This window comes from Streptomyces albospinus (assembly GCF_014648695.1).
Classification (GTDB): Bacteria; Actinomycetota; Actinomycetes; order Streptomycetales; family Streptomycetaceae; genus Streptomyces; species Streptomyces albospinus.
In genome coordinates this window covers 359,098-374,151 of the sequence record NZ_BMRP01000002.1, presented here as the reverse complement: position 1 = coordinate 374,151, position 15,054 = coordinate 359,098, and the positions used below count along the sequence as shown (strand labels likewise).

14 protein-coding genes and 1 pseudogene are annotated in these 15,054 nt (G+C 71.8%); 7 read left to right on the top strand and 8 right to left on the bottom strand.

Annotated features, from left to right (window positions below; genetic code table 11):
* Positions 1–357: 357 nt before the first annotated feature.
* Entirely contained in the window at positions 358–1,767 is a 1,410-nt protein-coding gene (locus IEZ17_RS04960; protein WP_189296746.1) for a WD40 repeat domain-containing protein, read from the bottom strand.
* 198 nt (positions 1,768–1,965) lie between these two features.
* On the opposite strand from IEZ17_RS04960, the gene IEZ17_RS04955 reads away from it, so the two are divergent.
* Entirely contained in the window at positions 1,966–2,238 is a 273-nt protein-coding gene (locus IEZ17_RS04955) for a hypothetical protein (RefSeq protein WP_189296744.1), read from the top strand.
* Positions 2,239–2,448: 210 nt separating this feature from the next.
* Here IEZ17_RS04955 and IEZ17_RS04950 read toward each other — a convergent pair whose 3' ends face one another.
* Positions 2,449–2,610, bottom strand: coding sequence for a hypothetical protein (locus IEZ17_RS04950; protein WP_189296742.1), 162 nt, complete (start codon positions 2,608–2,610; stop codon positions 2,449–2,451).
* 128 nt (positions 2,611–2,738) lie between these two features.
* Complete coding sequence (locus tag IEZ17_RS04945; protein WP_189296740.1) at positions 2,739–3,305, bottom strand: hypothetical protein; 567 nt, start codon at positions 3,303–3,305, stop codon at positions 2,739–2,741.
* Here IEZ17_RS04945 and IEZ17_RS04940 point away from each other — a divergent pair.
* Complete coding sequence (locus IEZ17_RS04940) at positions 3,300–3,551, top strand: hypothetical protein (protein ID WP_194505899.1); 252 nt, start codon at positions 3,300–3,302, stop codon at positions 3,549–3,551. The two genes, IEZ17_RS04945 and IEZ17_RS04940, sit on opposite strands and share 6 nt — an antisense overlap.
* Positions 3,552–3,560: 9 nt before the next feature.
* Here the strand turns inward: IEZ17_RS04940 and IEZ17_RS04935 are convergent, their stop codons facing one another.
* Positions 3,561–3,839 carry a hypothetical protein gene (locus tag IEZ17_RS04935; protein WP_229851864.1) on the bottom strand — a complete coding sequence of 93 codons (279 nt, stop codon included), beginning with the start codon at positions 3,837–3,839 and terminating at the stop codon, positions 3,561–3,563.
* A gap of 347 nt (positions 3,840–4,186) precedes the next feature.
* Here IEZ17_RS04935 and IEZ17_RS04930 point away from each other — a divergent pair, with 347 nt between their 5' ends.
* Positions 4,187–4,597 carry a hypothetical protein gene (locus tag IEZ17_RS04930; RefSeq protein ID WP_189296736.1) on the top strand — a complete coding sequence of 137 codons (411 nt, stop codon included), beginning with the start codon at positions 4,187–4,189 and terminating at the stop codon, positions 4,595–4,597.
* A gap of 556 nt (positions 4,598–5,153) precedes the next feature.
* On the opposite strand, the gene IEZ17_RS04925 is transcribed toward IEZ17_RS04930, so the two are convergent.
* Positions 5,154–5,459 (bottom strand): hypothetical protein, encoded by a 306-nt coding sequence (locus IEZ17_RS04925; RefSeq protein WP_189297036.1) that lies wholly within the window; start codon positions 5,457–5,459, stop codon positions 5,154–5,156.
* Positions 5,456–9,049: a DUF4132 domain-containing protein gene (locus IEZ17_RS04920; protein WP_189296734.1), complete on the bottom strand. Its 3,594-nt coding sequence runs from the start codon at positions 9,047–9,049 to the stop codon at positions 5,456–5,458. Before IEZ17_RS04920 ends, IEZ17_RS04925 begins: the two co-directional genes overlap by 4 nt.
* A 224-nt stretch (positions 9,050–9,273) precedes the next feature.
* On the opposite strand from IEZ17_RS04920, the gene IEZ17_RS04915 reads away from it, so the two are divergent.
* Together IEZ17_RS04915 and IEZ17_RS04910 are read left to right on the top strand one after the other, a co-directional pair.
* Positions 9,274–9,681 carry a DUF1330 domain-containing protein gene (locus IEZ17_RS04915; RefSeq protein WP_189296732.1) on the top strand — a complete coding sequence of 136 codons (408 nt, stop codon included), beginning with the start codon at positions 9,274–9,276 and terminating at the stop codon, positions 9,679–9,681.
* A 124-nt stretch (positions 9,682–9,805) separates the two neighbouring features.
* Positions 9,806–10,186: pseudogene (locus tag IEZ17_RS04910) on the top strand (thymidine kinase); the annotation flags it as partial.
* Between the two features lie 34 nt (positions 10,187–10,220).
* Here the strand turns inward: IEZ17_RS04910 and IEZ17_RS04905 are convergent.
* A complete protein-coding gene (locus tag IEZ17_RS04905; protein WP_189296731.1) occupies positions 10,221–10,994 on the bottom strand; it encodes a VOC family protein in 774 nt (257 codons plus the stop codon).
* Positions 10,995–11,243: 249 nt separating this feature from the next.
* Between IEZ17_RS04905 and IEZ17_RS04900 the strand changes: the two genes are divergently transcribed.
* Complete coding sequence (locus IEZ17_RS04900; RefSeq protein WP_189296728.1) at positions 11,244–12,083, top strand: sulfurtransferase; 840 nt, start codon at positions 11,244–11,246, stop codon at positions 12,081–12,083.
* Positions 12,084–12,201: 118 nt separating this feature from the next.
* Here IEZ17_RS04900 and sepH read toward each other — a convergent pair whose 3' ends face one another.
* A complete protein-coding gene (gene sepH / locus IEZ17_RS04895) occupies positions 12,202–13,269 on the bottom strand; it encodes a septation protein SepH (protein WP_189296726.1) in 1,068 nt (355 codons plus the stop codon).
* Positions 13,270–13,766: 497 nt separating this feature from the next.
* Here sepH and IEZ17_RS04890 point away from each other — a divergent pair, with 497 nt between their 5' ends.
* Positions 13,767–14,978 carry a hypothetical protein gene (locus IEZ17_RS04890; RefSeq protein WP_189296724.1) on the top strand — a complete coding sequence of 404 codons (1,212 nt, stop codon included), beginning with the start codon at positions 13,767–13,769 and terminating at the stop codon, positions 14,976–14,978.
* The last annotated feature ends 76 nt before the right edge of the window (positions 14,979–15,054 follow it).

The following is a 15,054-nucleotide window of genomic DNA, read 5'->3' as shown; positions in this document are numbered from 1 at the left end:
GCTCCGCCCGCCGAGGAGGCCGCCGCAGCTCTGCGACCTAGTGCCCCGGCAGCCCTGCTCGTGCACGGCAAGCGGCCCGGACGAGCGTCCGGGCCTCTTGGGCGCGTACCGCGGCCGGCGGGTGCGCGAGGTTCTACAGCACCCGGCCCGCTCCCAAGCGGGTTCGGCGTAGTCGCGGGCGTTGCTTGCGTACTCGCGGTGTTGCTCGACGCTGGCCCGGTGCTCCTCCGAAAGGGCCGGTTCGGGGGTGATCAGCTCCTCGTATACCTGGGTGAGGGCGTCCTGGATGTCGGCGGAGGCGGTCCGGTTGGCGGACAGGCGGAGCCAGGTGTGCGGAGTACGGAACCGGGGGCGTTGTCACAGGGGATGGGCCGTACCCCACAGCCGCACCGCTTCATCCCTGCCGCCGGTGGCCAGCAGGGTGCCGTCCGGGGAGAACGCCACCGCGACCACGTAACCGCCGTGTCCGGTCAGGGGCTGGCCGACCGGCTCCCAGGTGGCCGTATCCCACAGCCGCACCGTGTCGTCCCCGCTGCCGGTGGCCAGCAGGGTGCCGTCCGGGGAGAACGGCACCGCGACCACGTAGCCGCTGTGTCCGGTAAGGAGCTGGCTGACCGGCTCCCGGGTGGCGGGGTTCCACATCCGCACCGATCCATCGGCGCTGCCGGTGGCCAGCAGGGTGCCGTCCGGGGAGAACGCCACCGCGACCACGGCCCCGGCGTGTCCGGTGAGGGGGTCGCCAACCCGCTGGCGCGTGGCCGGGTCCCACAGCTGCACCGTGCCATCCCTGCTGCCGGTGGCCAGCAGGGTGCCGTCCGGGGAGAACGCCACCGCGTACACGGTGCTGGTGTGTCCGGTGAGGGGCTGGCCGACCGGCTCCCGGGTGGCGGGGTTCCACATCCGCACCGTGCCATCCGTGCCGCCGGTGGCCAGCAGGGTGCCGTCCGGGGAGAACGCCACCGCGACCACGGCCCCGGTGTGTCCGGTGAGAGGATCGCCGATCCGCTGCTGCGTGGCCGGGTCCCACAGCTGCACCGTGCCATTCCAGTTGCCGGTGGCCAGCAGGGTGCCGCCCGGGGAGAACGCCACCGCGTACACGGCCCGAGTGCGGCCGATGAGGGGCTCACCGACCCGCTGGCGGGTGGCGGGGTTCCACAGCCGCACCGTGCCATCGGCGCTGCCGGTGGCCAGCAGGGTGCCGTCCCGGGAGAACGCCACTGCGCCCACGGCCCCGGTGTGTCCGGTGAGCATCGCGAGCCGCTTGTACTGCGCCGGTACGCCCGCGGTCGGGCCCGGGCCGGCCTGGAGTGCAGCCGGCCGGGGCGGGCGGACGGATACGCCGACTGCGGGTGATGCGTCGGCCGGTGCGGGTGGTGTGCCGTTGTGCTCCGCGCCCGGGCCGGGGGGCAGTGGGTCGGGGCGTTGGCGGTGGAGGTGGGCCAGGGTCCGCCAGCGTTCGCGCCAGGGTTGCAGGCCGGGATCGTTCGACGGGACCAGCTTCCCGGTGAGCCGCCCGTCGTGGTCGAGGGCGAGCAGGACGCGGACCACGGCGAGCAGGTGTTCCTGCCGGGGCAGCCCGGTACCGCCAAGGATCTTGCTGACGGTGGTGTGGCCCACCAGGTTCTTGCTGTGGTCCGCGATTGTGCGCAGCGAGGGATTGCCGCGGGTGATCCGCAGCGTGTTCAGATCCTCGTTGAGGGCAAGCCGTTCGGCAGAGAAGTCCCCCTGCTGTTCGGGCACCGTGCTGCCGTTGTCCTGTAATGCCATGTGCTTTCCCCCTGGGGAGCCGTGACCGGAAGGCCAGGTTAGAGCGCGGTGCGGGCACCGGGGCGGACAACCGCGAACACCCGCGGGCACGCCGCAACACCGCCTCGGTGTTCAGGGACGGGCGCTCGGTGTCCGTGTCCGACCGCAACCGTTCATGACGCTTGGTAGCAGACAATGGGCGGTATTCCACTGGCAGTTATGACGACCTCTCTGCCGGAGAACACCGACCCGACCCCTTCCACCCCCGCTCGCCCCGCCGCGGCCACTGGCCGGGCGGTGCCGCGCGAGCGGCTGCTGGATCTGGTCGCGCTGCTGCTGCTCCTGACCGTCACCGCGGCGCTGTACCTGCTGATCGGCCCGAGCGCGGGCATGGTCACAGGAACCGCCACCGGCCTGTACACCACCTATCGCCGCACCAACACCCGACCGCAGGACACACCGTCCATCGACGACAACCAGGAACGGCGGTGACACAGGCGCCCGCCGACCCGACCTGACGGACACGCTCCAGCAGTCCGTGCGCGACGCCCACGCAGGCCGCCACGAGGCCGAGAACCCTCCGTTGGCACCCTGGCGGGCGGCGAGGACGCGCCGCCCGCGCACCCGCTCCTGACTTCGACGTCCGGGATCACGAAGACACCTGTGACTTCGAGCCGGCGCACGGCTGGGAGCGTCGCGTCGTCAGGAACCGCAGTCGCGGCCGGCGTGGCACTGCCGGCCGGAGAAGCCGCCTTCGCGGGGATGCTCGACGGCGTGGTCGAACTGGATGAACTCCCAGGCAACCCAGACGATGAAGGCGATGCAGAGGGCGAGTCCGGCCCACAGGGCCAGTTTCTTCAGCAAGCCGCCGCGCCCCGCGTCGTCCTCGTGGGCGCCAGGCCCGTCCCCGCCGTCCCCGTTATCCGGGAGCGCCGGACGGGTGGGTGCAGACGACTGTGGCCGCGGGCCTCCGGCCGCCGAGTGCCGGCCTTTCACGAGCGGGCCGTCATCTCGTCGGACGAACCGGATACGTCGAAGTCGCGGGCCATTTGGGGGCTGTGGAGGTGGGCGATGTCGGCCTGCTCCAGGCTCATGCCCAGTGGCCCCGGCCCGCCGCCGGACACCGTGGCGCGGTGCTCGCTGGGGATGCCCCAGTCGTCGCGCATCCTGACCTCGATGTGGTAGGTGATCTTTCCGCCCTCCTTACTGCCCGACGAGACCGTACGGGAAGTGGTTGAGCGCGTAGTACCACTCCATGCTGCGGTCACCGCCCTTGGTATCGGCGCGGTGGAGGACCAGTCGGTGGGCAACGGCCCGTTGCCGCGTTGGCGGACGTCGTTGTCCAGCGTGCCGTCGACGTCCTTCCGAAAAGCGGGGATCTCGTCCATCATCTGTTGCGGTTCGACCTCGACGGGTTTCCCGCTGCCGCCAAGGTAGTGCTGGACCAGGCCGGCGGCCGTCGTCCAGCCGCGACCTGGCCGGTTCAGGTGTAGGCCACCAAGATCCGGGCAGGCGGTGGTGAAGAACGGACCACGGACTACGAGGTGAACACCATGCACGGCGGCGGAGGGTTCAGCGGGGGCGGCCACCACGGGGGTGGGTTCGGCAGCCACCATCACAGCGGGGGGCTGGGCCACCACGGCGGCCACCACCATCACACCGGGGACTCGCAGGGTTTCGTCTGGATTCCCTCGTTCCGGCGTCGTGGATCGTCAGACCATGCCACAGGAGTGGCGCCCCTGCCTGTGTCGCTGGGTCTGCTGCTGGCCGGGCTCATCATCGGGGCGCTGCTGGCGGCCCACTGACACTGCTTGTCAAGCCGTTCCGGTCAGGCGCGACGGGGTGATAGTCACGGTGACGGACTGGTTGCGTAGCCCGTCGGCCAGGTTAGCCACTTCCACGGACGTGCCGACCAGGCCGACTTCCTCAAGATCGGTGGCCACCCGCCGCGCCTTGCCCAGAGAGAGGTGCTGCATCTCGCGCAAGGCCCGCAGCACGGGAACGAGGCTCGCGTTCTTGTCCGCAAGGCGAAGCCGAGCGGCCCCGTGTCTGGTCAGCAGGGCCTGCCTGACCTCTTCGGGAGCCGGGCCCATGCCCGTCTCGCACCATGCGTTCGGGCCGTCTTGGCACTGACCTGCAACGCCCCACCGCAACCGACCGCGGTCGATGAACTGGCCGCTGTCCCGAACCAGTTCGCCGCCACAGTTCCCACACTGCGATGTGAGCTCGACTCCCTCAGTGCGGTGATCAGTGGTCTCTCCCTGCGGCATCGACCCGGCTGATCCTGCCGTACACAGCGGGATCGGGCGACCGGGTTGCACCAAGGCATGGGAGGGCCACCCCATGACCAGGGGCCGTGACAGCCGGGCGGCGGTCGCCCTTGACCGTACCCCCGCGTAATCCGCTGGCTGTACGACGGCAGCGTCCCTACGGTGGCCCCATGACCGGCCTTCCCGTTCCCGTGCCCGGCGTGAGCGTCCGTGTGGTGATGAATCGCGGCGGCTGCGGGCCGTTCGCGCGCTTCGACGCGGACTTCGAACCTCCGGGCGGCGAAGGCGGCCTGGAACTGCTCAGCGCCGTGTCCGAGCAGCGGCTGCCCGCCGAATTCCTCCCGGCGATCCGGGAAGGCCTGGCACAGGGACTCGGCGACGTGTCGGCCGCGGTACTGCTCACGGACGGCTACTTCCACGAGACGGACTCCTGGCCGAGCGCTTACCGGATCGGTGCGGAGCAGGCCGGCCGGGCTGCGCTCATCGGCGCGGGCCTGCTGCCGCCGGAAGAGGCTGCGTCGCTGCGATGGGTGCACTGGCCCGGCAGCCCGAGGCTTCGCCGTCCCAAGCGCGCACGCTGACCACCGCGGCATCACGAAGGAGCCCGGCTGCCCTGACGGCATCACCATGCAGCCGCCCGTGTGGCTGAGCCCTCCAGTTGGCCCCTTAGCGCTCGAGTCGGCCCGGCTGGGCGTCGCGATGGGCCCGAAGGGCGGGGTTTTCCTGTCCTGCGCTGGCCTGATGGGTGTGGGGATAGAGGTGCTGATCGTGGACTGGCCGAGCGTGAAGGCGGTCGCGGCCGACGACCGGGAAGAGCTGCTGAACGATGCCGCCTTCGAAGAGGCGTACAGCGACGACCTCCTCGCGCATGGCTGGTCGTGGCCCACGCAGCCGGGTGCGGACTGGTACGGCAGATATGCCCTGCGCAACACGTGGGGCTCATACAAGCCGCACTTTTGGGCCGGTCACCGTTGGGACCACATGCGCGACTTCGTCGAGCCGAAGGTGTGCGAGGCACTCGGAGGCGGAGCGCCGTGGCTGGGGTCGTCGGCCTGCGCTGCTGACCGCCACAACGGTCCACGGTTCGCATCACAGCAGCAGGATGAGCGGCAGTGCCCGGGTTGCGCGGGGCCGGCATCAACCGCAAGTTGGTCGGCAGTCCATCCGTACAGCCCCACAGAACACACCGGACGGCTTCTGCCCAGGGCCTGCCGGACGCGCGCCCGTTGCGGCCAGGCTGGATGTCGCCCTCACACGGGCCGCGCCGACCGCGATGAAGCGGCAGGCGGCGCGCAAGGTGAGCTGCCGGCCCGGCGGACGGGGATCGTCGTCCCCCGCGCGCAGGGCGGCGAGTTCGTCGGCGTAGCGGACCTCGGCGGGCGGGTGCTGCAGCAGTTCCTCGCCGGCGGAGTCCTCCGGTGCGTCGGTGGTGGCGGCGGTCACTTCGCGGTCACCTCGGTGAGGTCGGCGAGCAGGTCGGAGGCGATGACCGGGTCGAGGTCACCGAAGCGCAGCGGGCACACGCGGCCCTCCCAGTAGTCGCCCGGGCCGGTGTCGAGCCAGACCACCCGGAAGGTCTGTTCGGGGAATTCGTCGACAAAGTTGATGGGGATGCCAGGGGCGAGGTTGATCACCAGGTAGCGGTCTTCGCCGATCCGCCGGTGGAACGAGCTCACCCAGCCCGCGTCCTGCGGCTGGCCGCGCTCCCAGCCGCGCTTGGTGAGGCCGAGCACCGTGCCGACCGGTAGCGTGACACCCTCGAACCGGGTCAGCCTGTGGCCGGCGGCCTCCTGTTCGGTGAGGGCGTGCACGGGCCGCCCGAGCTGCGGGAAGGGTTGCAGGATCTCGTAGCCGGCGAACAGCTGTGACCAGGCGTCCAGTTCCTCGCCCAGGTGCAGGGGATGGGCCAGGCGGACGCCCGCATCCTGGGGGAGGGCCGGCTCGGCGTCGTCGACGTCGGCGAACGTGCGGTCCTCCGCCACTCGGAAGGCGGTCACCTCGCCGTCCGCCTCGCGGAGCCAGACCAGGCGGCGGACCAGGTGCCGCATCAGCGGGTGGGCCACGAACAGCTCACGGAACTCGCCCGCCGTCCAGGAGCGCTGCGCCACCATCGCCGCCTCAAGCCGCCGCACCTGATCGGCGGCGACGGTGCGGACGCCCTTCTTCAGGGCGGCGTACCGCTTGTGCTCGGCCGGGGCGAGCTCGGGGTCGTCCTTGGCGCCGGGGGCCGGCAGGTCCTTGCGGTGCCTGCCGTCGGCGTCGAGGACGTAGGGGCGCAGCTGCTCGTCGAAGCCGACCGTGAAGCGACGGGGGCCGTAGTCGATGACCGTGCTCCCGTCCGCGTCGAGGCCGAAGTCGGGGACCAGGCGGTCTCCCAGTTGCTCGCCGGTGAGCCCCAGGCCCTCGGCGACCTCGGCGATCTTCTCCTGGGCGCGGGCCTTGAGGGCCTTGAACGGAACCCGCTGGGCTATGCCGTGCAGGTGCAGCAGCGCCACGTCGGTGCCGATCGTCGCGAGCGCGTTCAGGCCCTCCACGGCGCGTTGGTGTGCGCCCTCTCCGGGCCAGGCGCGCAGCACCGGAGTGAGGCGGCGCACGGTCTCGTCGTCTCCGAGCCAGCCGAGGGCGTGCAGCGCCCAGCTGCTCTTGGCGGGCATGCCGGCGAGGCGCCACTGCTCGAACAGGGCCCAGGCGAAGGCGGCGAGGGAGGCGGCGGTGCAGTGCGCGGTCACCACCTCCAGTCCGGGGTAGACCTCCTCGGGCTTGGACACTGCAAGGATGGTGACGACGTTGCGCACCGCGTCGGCGGGCAAAGCGCCGCCCGCGTCGAGCAGGATCTGCGGCAGCACCGCGGGGTCGGCCCAGGCGGCGATGCCGGGCATCCGGGCGGGAAGGGTGCTCTCCAGCGGATCGGCCGACAGCAGCTCCTCGACGATGTCCGCGGCCTCCTGCCCGCACTCGGCGGCGGCCTGCACCACCCCCTCGCCGCCGTGCGCGGACGCCAGCAGCCGCAGCGCCTGCTCGGCACCGCGCCGCTCTGTGCCGACCGGTCCCACCGCGTACGGGACGATGTCCGGAACGGTTTCCAGGCCGTGCCGGGTGAGCCAGGCGCGGGCGGTGGCACCGCCGGGCTTCAGGCCCACCAGCCAGTCGCACACCTGCTCGGCGACCAGGGAGCCCAGGTATGGGAGGAGCAGCTTTCCCAGGGTGGTGGGATCCTTGCGGGCGGCGTCCAGCAGCAGCGGGAGGGCGTCCGGCCCGTACTTGGCGGCCACCGGCTTGAGCGCGGCCTCGCCGTCCTGGTAGACCCCGAGATGGAAGTCCTCCAGCAGCGGCCGGACCACCTCCTCGGGCCCGGCGACGAACAGCTGGAGGTCGCCGACGTCCCGGAACGGTTTCTGCCGCAGGGTCTCGATCCCCTTGGCCCAGTCGTACGAAGGGCTCCAATACACGGAGGTGACGGCGGCCCATGCCTCCTGCTCGCGCGGCTCCCAGGCGACGTGTGGGTCCCACACCTCCGGCTGCTCGGCCGCCACCCGGGGCTTGCGGACCGTACGCCTGCCCGCCCAGGGCGGGTTGACCAGCAGCGCGGGAAGCGCTTCGACGGGGGCTTCCGCGACCTGGTCGCGGCGAGTGAGCAGCGGTTCGACGAGTGCGGCGACCTCTGCGGGGAGGTCGGACAGCGCCGCTGCCGCCGGCTTCCGGTGCGACCGGACGTGCGCGGCCAGCAACTGCTCGGCCGTCGAGGCGCTCTTGGCGGAGCCGCGCGACGCCGCGCCCAGCAGACGCAGCGCGCGGAGCGGGTAGCGGCGCATCGCCTCCAGAAGGTTCGAGCGGACGTGCTTGTTCTCGACGTGCGCGAGCAGGATCCGGAAGGCGTCGTCCGTGGGCAGTTCGACCAGCGCACCGGCGAACGCCTTGATCATGTCGGTGCCGGAGTCGTAGTCGAGCGCCTCCTCCATCAAAGGTGTGAAGGCCTTGCCGGTGCTCTCGGCGAGTGTGGCGATCAGCGGCATCGACCAGCCGTCCCACCCCAGACCGGGCTTGCTGCCGAAGTGGTCCAGCTGCTCCGGCGAGCCCAGCGAGCACAGCAGCATCGCCCGGAGCCTCTCGCCGACCGAGAGAGCATCCGGGCAGCACTCGGCGACCCACTCCTGCTCGCCGGGCACCAGGTAGGACACCACGATGCGGCGACGCGCTCCGACCCGGCAGTCTGCTAGCGCGGCCACCGTCTGCCGGTAGGTTTCCTCGTCGGCAACCGACAGCAAGGAGCGCAGCCGGTCGGCGAAATCCGGCCGGTCCCAGTAACCGTCCATGTCGTCGGTGGTGGAGGGGAAGCCCAGCCAGGGGTCCTGTTGCAGGGAAACGCACTGGCCCCAGTGGGTCTGGAGGTCGCAGTGTTCCACGACCGCACGCGCGGCGAAGGCCATGCCGTGGGATCGGACCCAGGCGTCCACGACGTAGCCGCGCGGCGGCAGGTCCATCGTCGCGTCCGGGAGCAGCATGTCCCTCGTCACCATCGCCAAGGCGGCCGCGCCCAGCGGATTGTGGCTTCCGTTCAGGTGCGCACGGGCGGCCTCGACGATCCGCGGATCGTTCCGCGGTACGGAGAGCGCCTGCTCGACCCAGTGCGCAGATTCCTTCAGCTGGCTCTCCACCAGCTCCCCGGCCTCGACGTACAGTCCGCTGACGCTCCGCTCGATCCCGCCCCGCCTCGGGTACACCAGCTGCTGCCATGCGACAGGCATCTCGAACGTCTCCTCGTCGGGGAACGCCACCTGCCCGTCCTCGGCCCGGGACTGCTCCGCCGCTCCACCCGGCTCCGCCCCGGCCGTGACCTCCCGATACCCCTTGCGCTCCTTCTCCGCGATCGCCTTCGCCAGGTACCGCTGCGCCGCTTCGGCCGAGTCCAGCACCTTCGGCTGCGTCCGGCCTTCCGAGCCCACACGCCCGTAGCGCACGGTGACGGTATTGTCCGCCGCCGCCGCTTCCCAGAACTTCGCCGAAACGTCGCCGGCACACTCCCAGCGCCGCATAGCCCCTCCTCCGCCTGGTCCATGCCCAGGTGATCGTCTGATCAGGTGGCCGACACGGTAACCGGGCCCACTGACAAACCCGTGGCGAACATTCACGGGTTCTACGCGACCGGCATCCGCGCCGGAGGTCGGAGGGATTCAGTCCTGCGTCACGAGAGCCGGGGTGGATGCGTGCAGGACCGCCAGGGGCACGGGGACGCAGCTGAGCTGGTAAGGAACCCGACGTGTCCGCGTATGGCTTCGCGCATCTGCACCACCGCCGTCATCACCCGGACGTTTTGGAGTACTTGGAGTGCATCCAGGCCGCCCTCGACCCCTTCCCCGGGCGCTTCGTCATCCACGGCCCACCGGCCGAGGTGGTGGAGGGCACCTGGCGCGGCAGCATGGTGCTGATCGAGTTCCCCGACGTGACCGAGGCCCGTGCCTGGTATGCGTCCCCCGCGTACCAGGAGATCCTCAGGCTTCGGACCGACCACATCGCGGGGGACGTGCTGCTGATCGAGGGCGTTGGACCGGAGTACGACCCGAACGAACGGGCAGCGAAGCTTCGGGCAGAGGCAGAGGCAGAGGCAGAGGCAGAGGCAGAGGCAGAGGCGGAGGCGGAACGGCCGAGTGAGGGCACTGAGGCATGAGGTGACGCTGCCCGCCAACAACTCCCGTGCCGCTACCACGAGCACGGCGGAGGCGCCGAGCTCGGCCGAGATGACCCGCAGGCCGTTCTTGCGCCGGGCGCATCAGCACCGTGGGGATCGCGACCGCGTCGTCGACGACCTGGCACCGGACGTCTTCGCCTGCGGCATCACCACCGACTTCCGCAGCAAGCTCTTCCCCGGCTCCCAGCGGCTGGTCGAACTCGCCGACCGGATAGAGGTCCTACAGGTCGAGGTGCTGTGCTGGTGCGGCGCCCGCGCCACGCACAACGCCCGTACCGTAGACGGCCGGATGGTCGTGGAAGGCGCGCAGGTCGTGGTCGGTGACATGGTCGGGGACGCCGTCGGCGACGGCGCGGAACGGCCGCAGGCGGAGGTCGGCTACGAGGTGCCCTGCCGGCGCCACCACCGCCGTAGGCAGACCTCGGCGACCGCCCGTGCGGCTGCGCTCTCCCCGGACGTCCTGCCGGTCGACGCCGCGCGCTGACTGCCGGGCGCCGCGGGCCGTCGCGGGTCCCTGCTCAGTGCTGCTGGGTGATCGTGAAGACCGCGCCCTCGCTGTCCGCGACCGTCGCCAGCCGGCCGTGCGCCGAGTCCCGCGCCGGACGCAGCACACGCCCACCCAATGCGGTGACCCTGCGGGCCGCGGCATCGGTGTCCGACACGGCGAAGTACGTCATCCAGTGCGGCCCCCGGTCACGCGGCAGCGCATTGCCGACACCGTGGATGCCCGCCACCGGCTTGCCTTTGATGTGCAGCGTCAGGTAGTCGAAGTCGGCCGAGACCACGGCTTCCGGCTCGAAGCCGAAGACATGCTCGTAGAAGGGCACGACGGATTCCGTCTCCTGGGTGACCAGTTCGTTCCACACCGGGGTGCCCGGCTCACCGCTGACCGCGGTGCCCGGCATCGACTTGCCCTGCCAGATGCCGAAGATCGCCCCCTGCGGGTCGGAGCCGATGGCCATCCGCCCCGCGTCGTCCGCGTCCAGCGGCCCGACGCCGACCGTGCCGCCGCAGCAGCGGATCTGCTCGGCGGTGGCATCCGCGTCGTCGCTGGCCAGATAGGTGGTCCAGGCGACCGGGAGATTCCGGTCGGCCGCCAGCTCGCCGACCCCGGCCACTTCCAGGCCGTCGAGGAAGGCGCGGGCGTACGGACCGAAATGCTGCGGTCCCGGGCGGAACTCCCAGCCGAAGAGCGCGCCGTAGAACTCCTGCGTCGCGGACAGGCTGTGTGCCAGGAGGCTCACCCAACAGGGCGCGCCGGGCATCCGCCGGGCTGCTGCCTCGGTCGTCATCGTCACTCTCTCCTCGGAGCATCAGGTGCTGGCCATGTGCGGTACGGGCGCGGGTCCCGAGCAGATGCTCGCACCCTGTGACCTGCTGTGCGCCCCGGCCGCGCCGTCCACGGCGCGTTCGCGTGGGAGAATGCCCGTTTTAATGTTTCTCGTCCGTTTCGGCGGCGTTGCGCCGCCGCGTAACTCCGCCATACGGAGGGTGGGTACCCGCCTTCTGTGCGTAGTCGTCGCTACGCAAGGATGAGACCCATGAATGCCATCATCACCGCTACCGAACTCGCGAGCGAGTTGGCAGGTCCCACCGCTCCGCTGCTCCTGGACGTGCGCTACCAGATGGGCGGCCCGCCCGGCCGCCCCACGTACGAGGCCGGCCACCTGCCCGGTGCGGTCTACGTCGACCTCGAAGACGAGCTGGCCGGGCCGCCCGGCACGGCCGGCCGGCATCCGCTCCCCGACCTCGCCGTCTTCACTGCTGCCATGCGGACCGCCGGCGTCATCGCAGGCCGTCCGGTGGTCGTCTACGACGGCGGCCAGGGGTGGGCCGCGGCCCGGGCGTGGTGGCTGCTGCGCTGGGCGGGTCACCCGGACGTGCGAGTTCTCGACGGCGGGCTTGCCGCCTGGCAGGCGTCCGGCGGCGTCATGAGTGTCGACAAAGTGACTCCGACGGTCGGTGACTTCGCCCCCGCTCCCGGGGCGATGCCGCTGCTGACGGCGGACGATGCCGCGGCGCTGGCCCGCCGCGGCGTCCTCCTGGACGCACGGGCCGGCGAGCGTTACCGGGGCGAGGTCGAGCCCATCGACCGGGTCGCCGGCCACATCCCTGGAGCGGTGTCCGCCCCGACGGCCGAGAACGTCGCCGACGGCAGCACGGTCTTCCGCGACGCCGCCGAACTGGCCGAGCGGTTCGCCGCATTGGGCGCCACCGCCGATGCCGAGGTCGGCGTCTACTGCGGCTCCGGGGTCTCAGCGGCTCACCAGGTGCTCGCCCTCGCGGTCGCCGGCATCCCCGCCGCGCTGTACGTCGGTTCCTGGAGCGAATGGTCCGCCGACCCGTCCCGGCCCATCGCCACCGGCCCGCAGCCCGGCTGAGCCCCCACCGGAGCCCGTGACGGGCCCCGTATGACGACGTCCGCCCGCCCCCTGGAAGAGGGGGGCGGGCGGACGGGGGTTTCCTCAGGGGCGCGGGCGAGACTCGCCGGCTCCTGCGCTATTCGGGTTTCTTGCGCCGGGTGCCGAAGACGATCTCGTCCCAACTGGGCACCGCGGCCCGGCGTCCGGGACGTACACCGTCCGCCTCGGCCTGCCGGTCGGTCGTCCCGGTGAGCCGGTCGCGGTGGCCGGCCACCGCCCGCGGCATCAGCACATCGGCGTACGCGGAACCGGCACCCGCGCTCGCCGCCGGGGCGGGCGGCTCCTCGACCTCGGCCTCCGCCGGCTCCTCGTGCTGAGGCGCCTTGGGGGTCTCCGGCACGACCATGTCGCCGCGGAAGCTCGGCACCGCCTCCAGCAGGCTGGTCAGCGAATCCCGCTCCCGCTCGCCCACGGCCTCCTCGCCGCTCCGCGACTCGTCCCGCTCCTCGCCGCCGGACGGCGCGGTGCGGTCGCCGCGATCGGGCATCTGCCGGTCCAGGGCGCGGTCCAGCGGGCGGTCGCGCGGCAGCCGCGCGATGCGGGGCACGAACGGGAAGCTCGGCTCGGGGGTGTCGTCGCTCTCGCCGATCAGCGCCCGCGCCTCGTCGTCCACGGCCTGGACGAGCCGCCGGGGCGGGTCGTACGTCCAGGTCGCCGAACGCGGCTCGGTGGCGACCCGGTAGACGAGCAGCACCTCCCAGGTGCCGTCGTCGCGGCGCCAGGAGTCCCACTGGGCGCTGTCCTTGTCGGCGCCGCGCAGCAACAGCCGCTCCGCGACCGCCTCGCCGAGCTGCGGGCCGGTGTTCTCGCCGGGCCGCCGCACCGGGGTCTTGCGCGCCCGCTCGGCCATGAACGCCCGCTCCGCGAGCACCGGCCCCTCGAAGCGGCGCACCCGGTCGACGGGAATGCCGGCGAGTTGAGCGACCTCCTCGGCGGAGGCACCGGCTCGTATCCGCGCCTGGATGTCCCGAGGGCGCAGGTGGCTCTCGACCTCGATCTCGATCTGGCCCAGGCGCGCGCGGTCGTTGCGGACGGCGGCGCGCAGCCGCTCATCGATCGGAAGCGTGTACTCGGTGCTGTCCGCAGCTTTGAGCACCAGCCGTGTGCCGTCGTTGGAGACGGCCACGACACGCAGTTCGGGCATGGGGACCTCCCGGGTGGTGCCTGCCGACGTCACGTGCGTCGCTGCTTCCGCTAGTCGAGTGTGGCCTGCCCGGGTGCAGCCTGCCACAACATTGCCGAGTTGCCCGGCGTGTCGGGGCTTGGCCCAGAAACGCCGTTATGACACGGTTACCAGTTCGCAACGCTCAGTGACCATGCCGCTTGCCCTGTCACCGATCACCCGTACCGAGCGACGGCGCCCCAGGGAGGGGTGCCACCTTCAGGGCCCCTCCCGCGGGTCCGGGCAGCCGGACGGGAACCGGGGCCAGGGCTCGCCACAGTACTCCATTCGGGCCACCGGGGTGGACCGCCGCGCCGCCGAAGTTCTCGCGCCTCAACGGAGTTGAGTCGTCTTGTCGACCTCTCTACCTGCAACGAAGGTGTCGAGTTTCACAGATTCCCCAGATTCGGAACTATTGGCTCCGCCACTCGGTCACTTCTCCATGCAAGATGGATCGAAGGGGCGATCAAAGGTAGGAGATGGACGAAAAAACCGAAACCGACACGAAAAAGAAGGAGAAGCGGATAGACCTGAGCCTCGCCCAGGTCTCCGGCAGCGCTCTCGCCGCAGCCGTCGCCGCATACCTCGCGGGTCAGCTCGGTGTTTACGGAACCATCATCGGCGCAGGCGTCGTCAGTGTCGTTGCCACGACCGGCGGCTCCATATTCCAGCACCTGTTCCGGCGCACCGGCGAGCAGATCAAGGAAGCGGCCGTCACCACACGGCCGAAGCCACGCAGCTTCTCCACCACCCGACCCCGATCCACCACCGGGCAGGCGGAATCCGCCGGCCCCACCACGGTGCTGCCCACCTTCGACAGGCAGGGCGCGGAGGACACCGTCACCTCCGTAGCGGCCCGGAAACCCGACCCCGCCGCGGCCCGTACGCAGCTCATCCCCCGCGCCGAGCAGGCGCGCCGCCGCGACCCCGCCGGCGCCCATCCGGCCGACGACCCCACGCGCCTGCTGCGCACCGTCGACCGCGACGCCACGCGCGCACCGCATCCGGCGCACCACGCGGGCCGGGCGGGGGCCACCGACGGCACCGACAGGACGCAGCTCGTCCCGCGCCTCGACGAGCGGACCGTGGCCCTGGCCCAAGCCGCCCCCCAGGAGGCCGCGGCGACGGCCGTACTCCCTCAGACCGACGGGCCCGGCGCCACGGTGGCCGGTGACGAGGAGCGCACCGCCACGTACGGCACCCGGCTGCGGGGCTGGAAGCGGCCCGCGCTCGGCGCGCTCGCCGTGTTCGTGCTGGCGATGGGCGCCGTCACCGCCACCGAGTGGTTCACCGGTGAGACGCCGAGCGGCACCAAGGGCACCACGGTCGGCAACCTCACCACCGGGTTCGTCCCGCACCGGCCCGGCACCCCGACGCCCACCCCGGGCCACTCCTCCGGGAGCGGCAGGGACGGCAGCGGCGGGACGCCGTCACCGGGCCCGAGCCGGTCCGGCGACACCGGCACCGGCAGCGGAACGGGCCGCGATACGCCGTCCCCGTCGCCGACGCCCTCCGACGGCGGCTCCGGTTCCCCGAGCCCCGGCGCGTCCTCGTCCCCGAACCCGTCCCCCAGCCGCTCCACCGGCACCGGCGGGAGCGGCGACGGCGCGAACGGCGGCGCGACGCCGGGACATCAGCAGAGCCAGCACAACCCCGATACCCAGCAGACACCCGATCCGAAGACCCCCTGACGAAGGATCGCCCCCTCCTACGGGGTGGACCGCCTCACCCGGTGGACCGCCCTCGGTCCGCGGCCCGGTGCCCCAT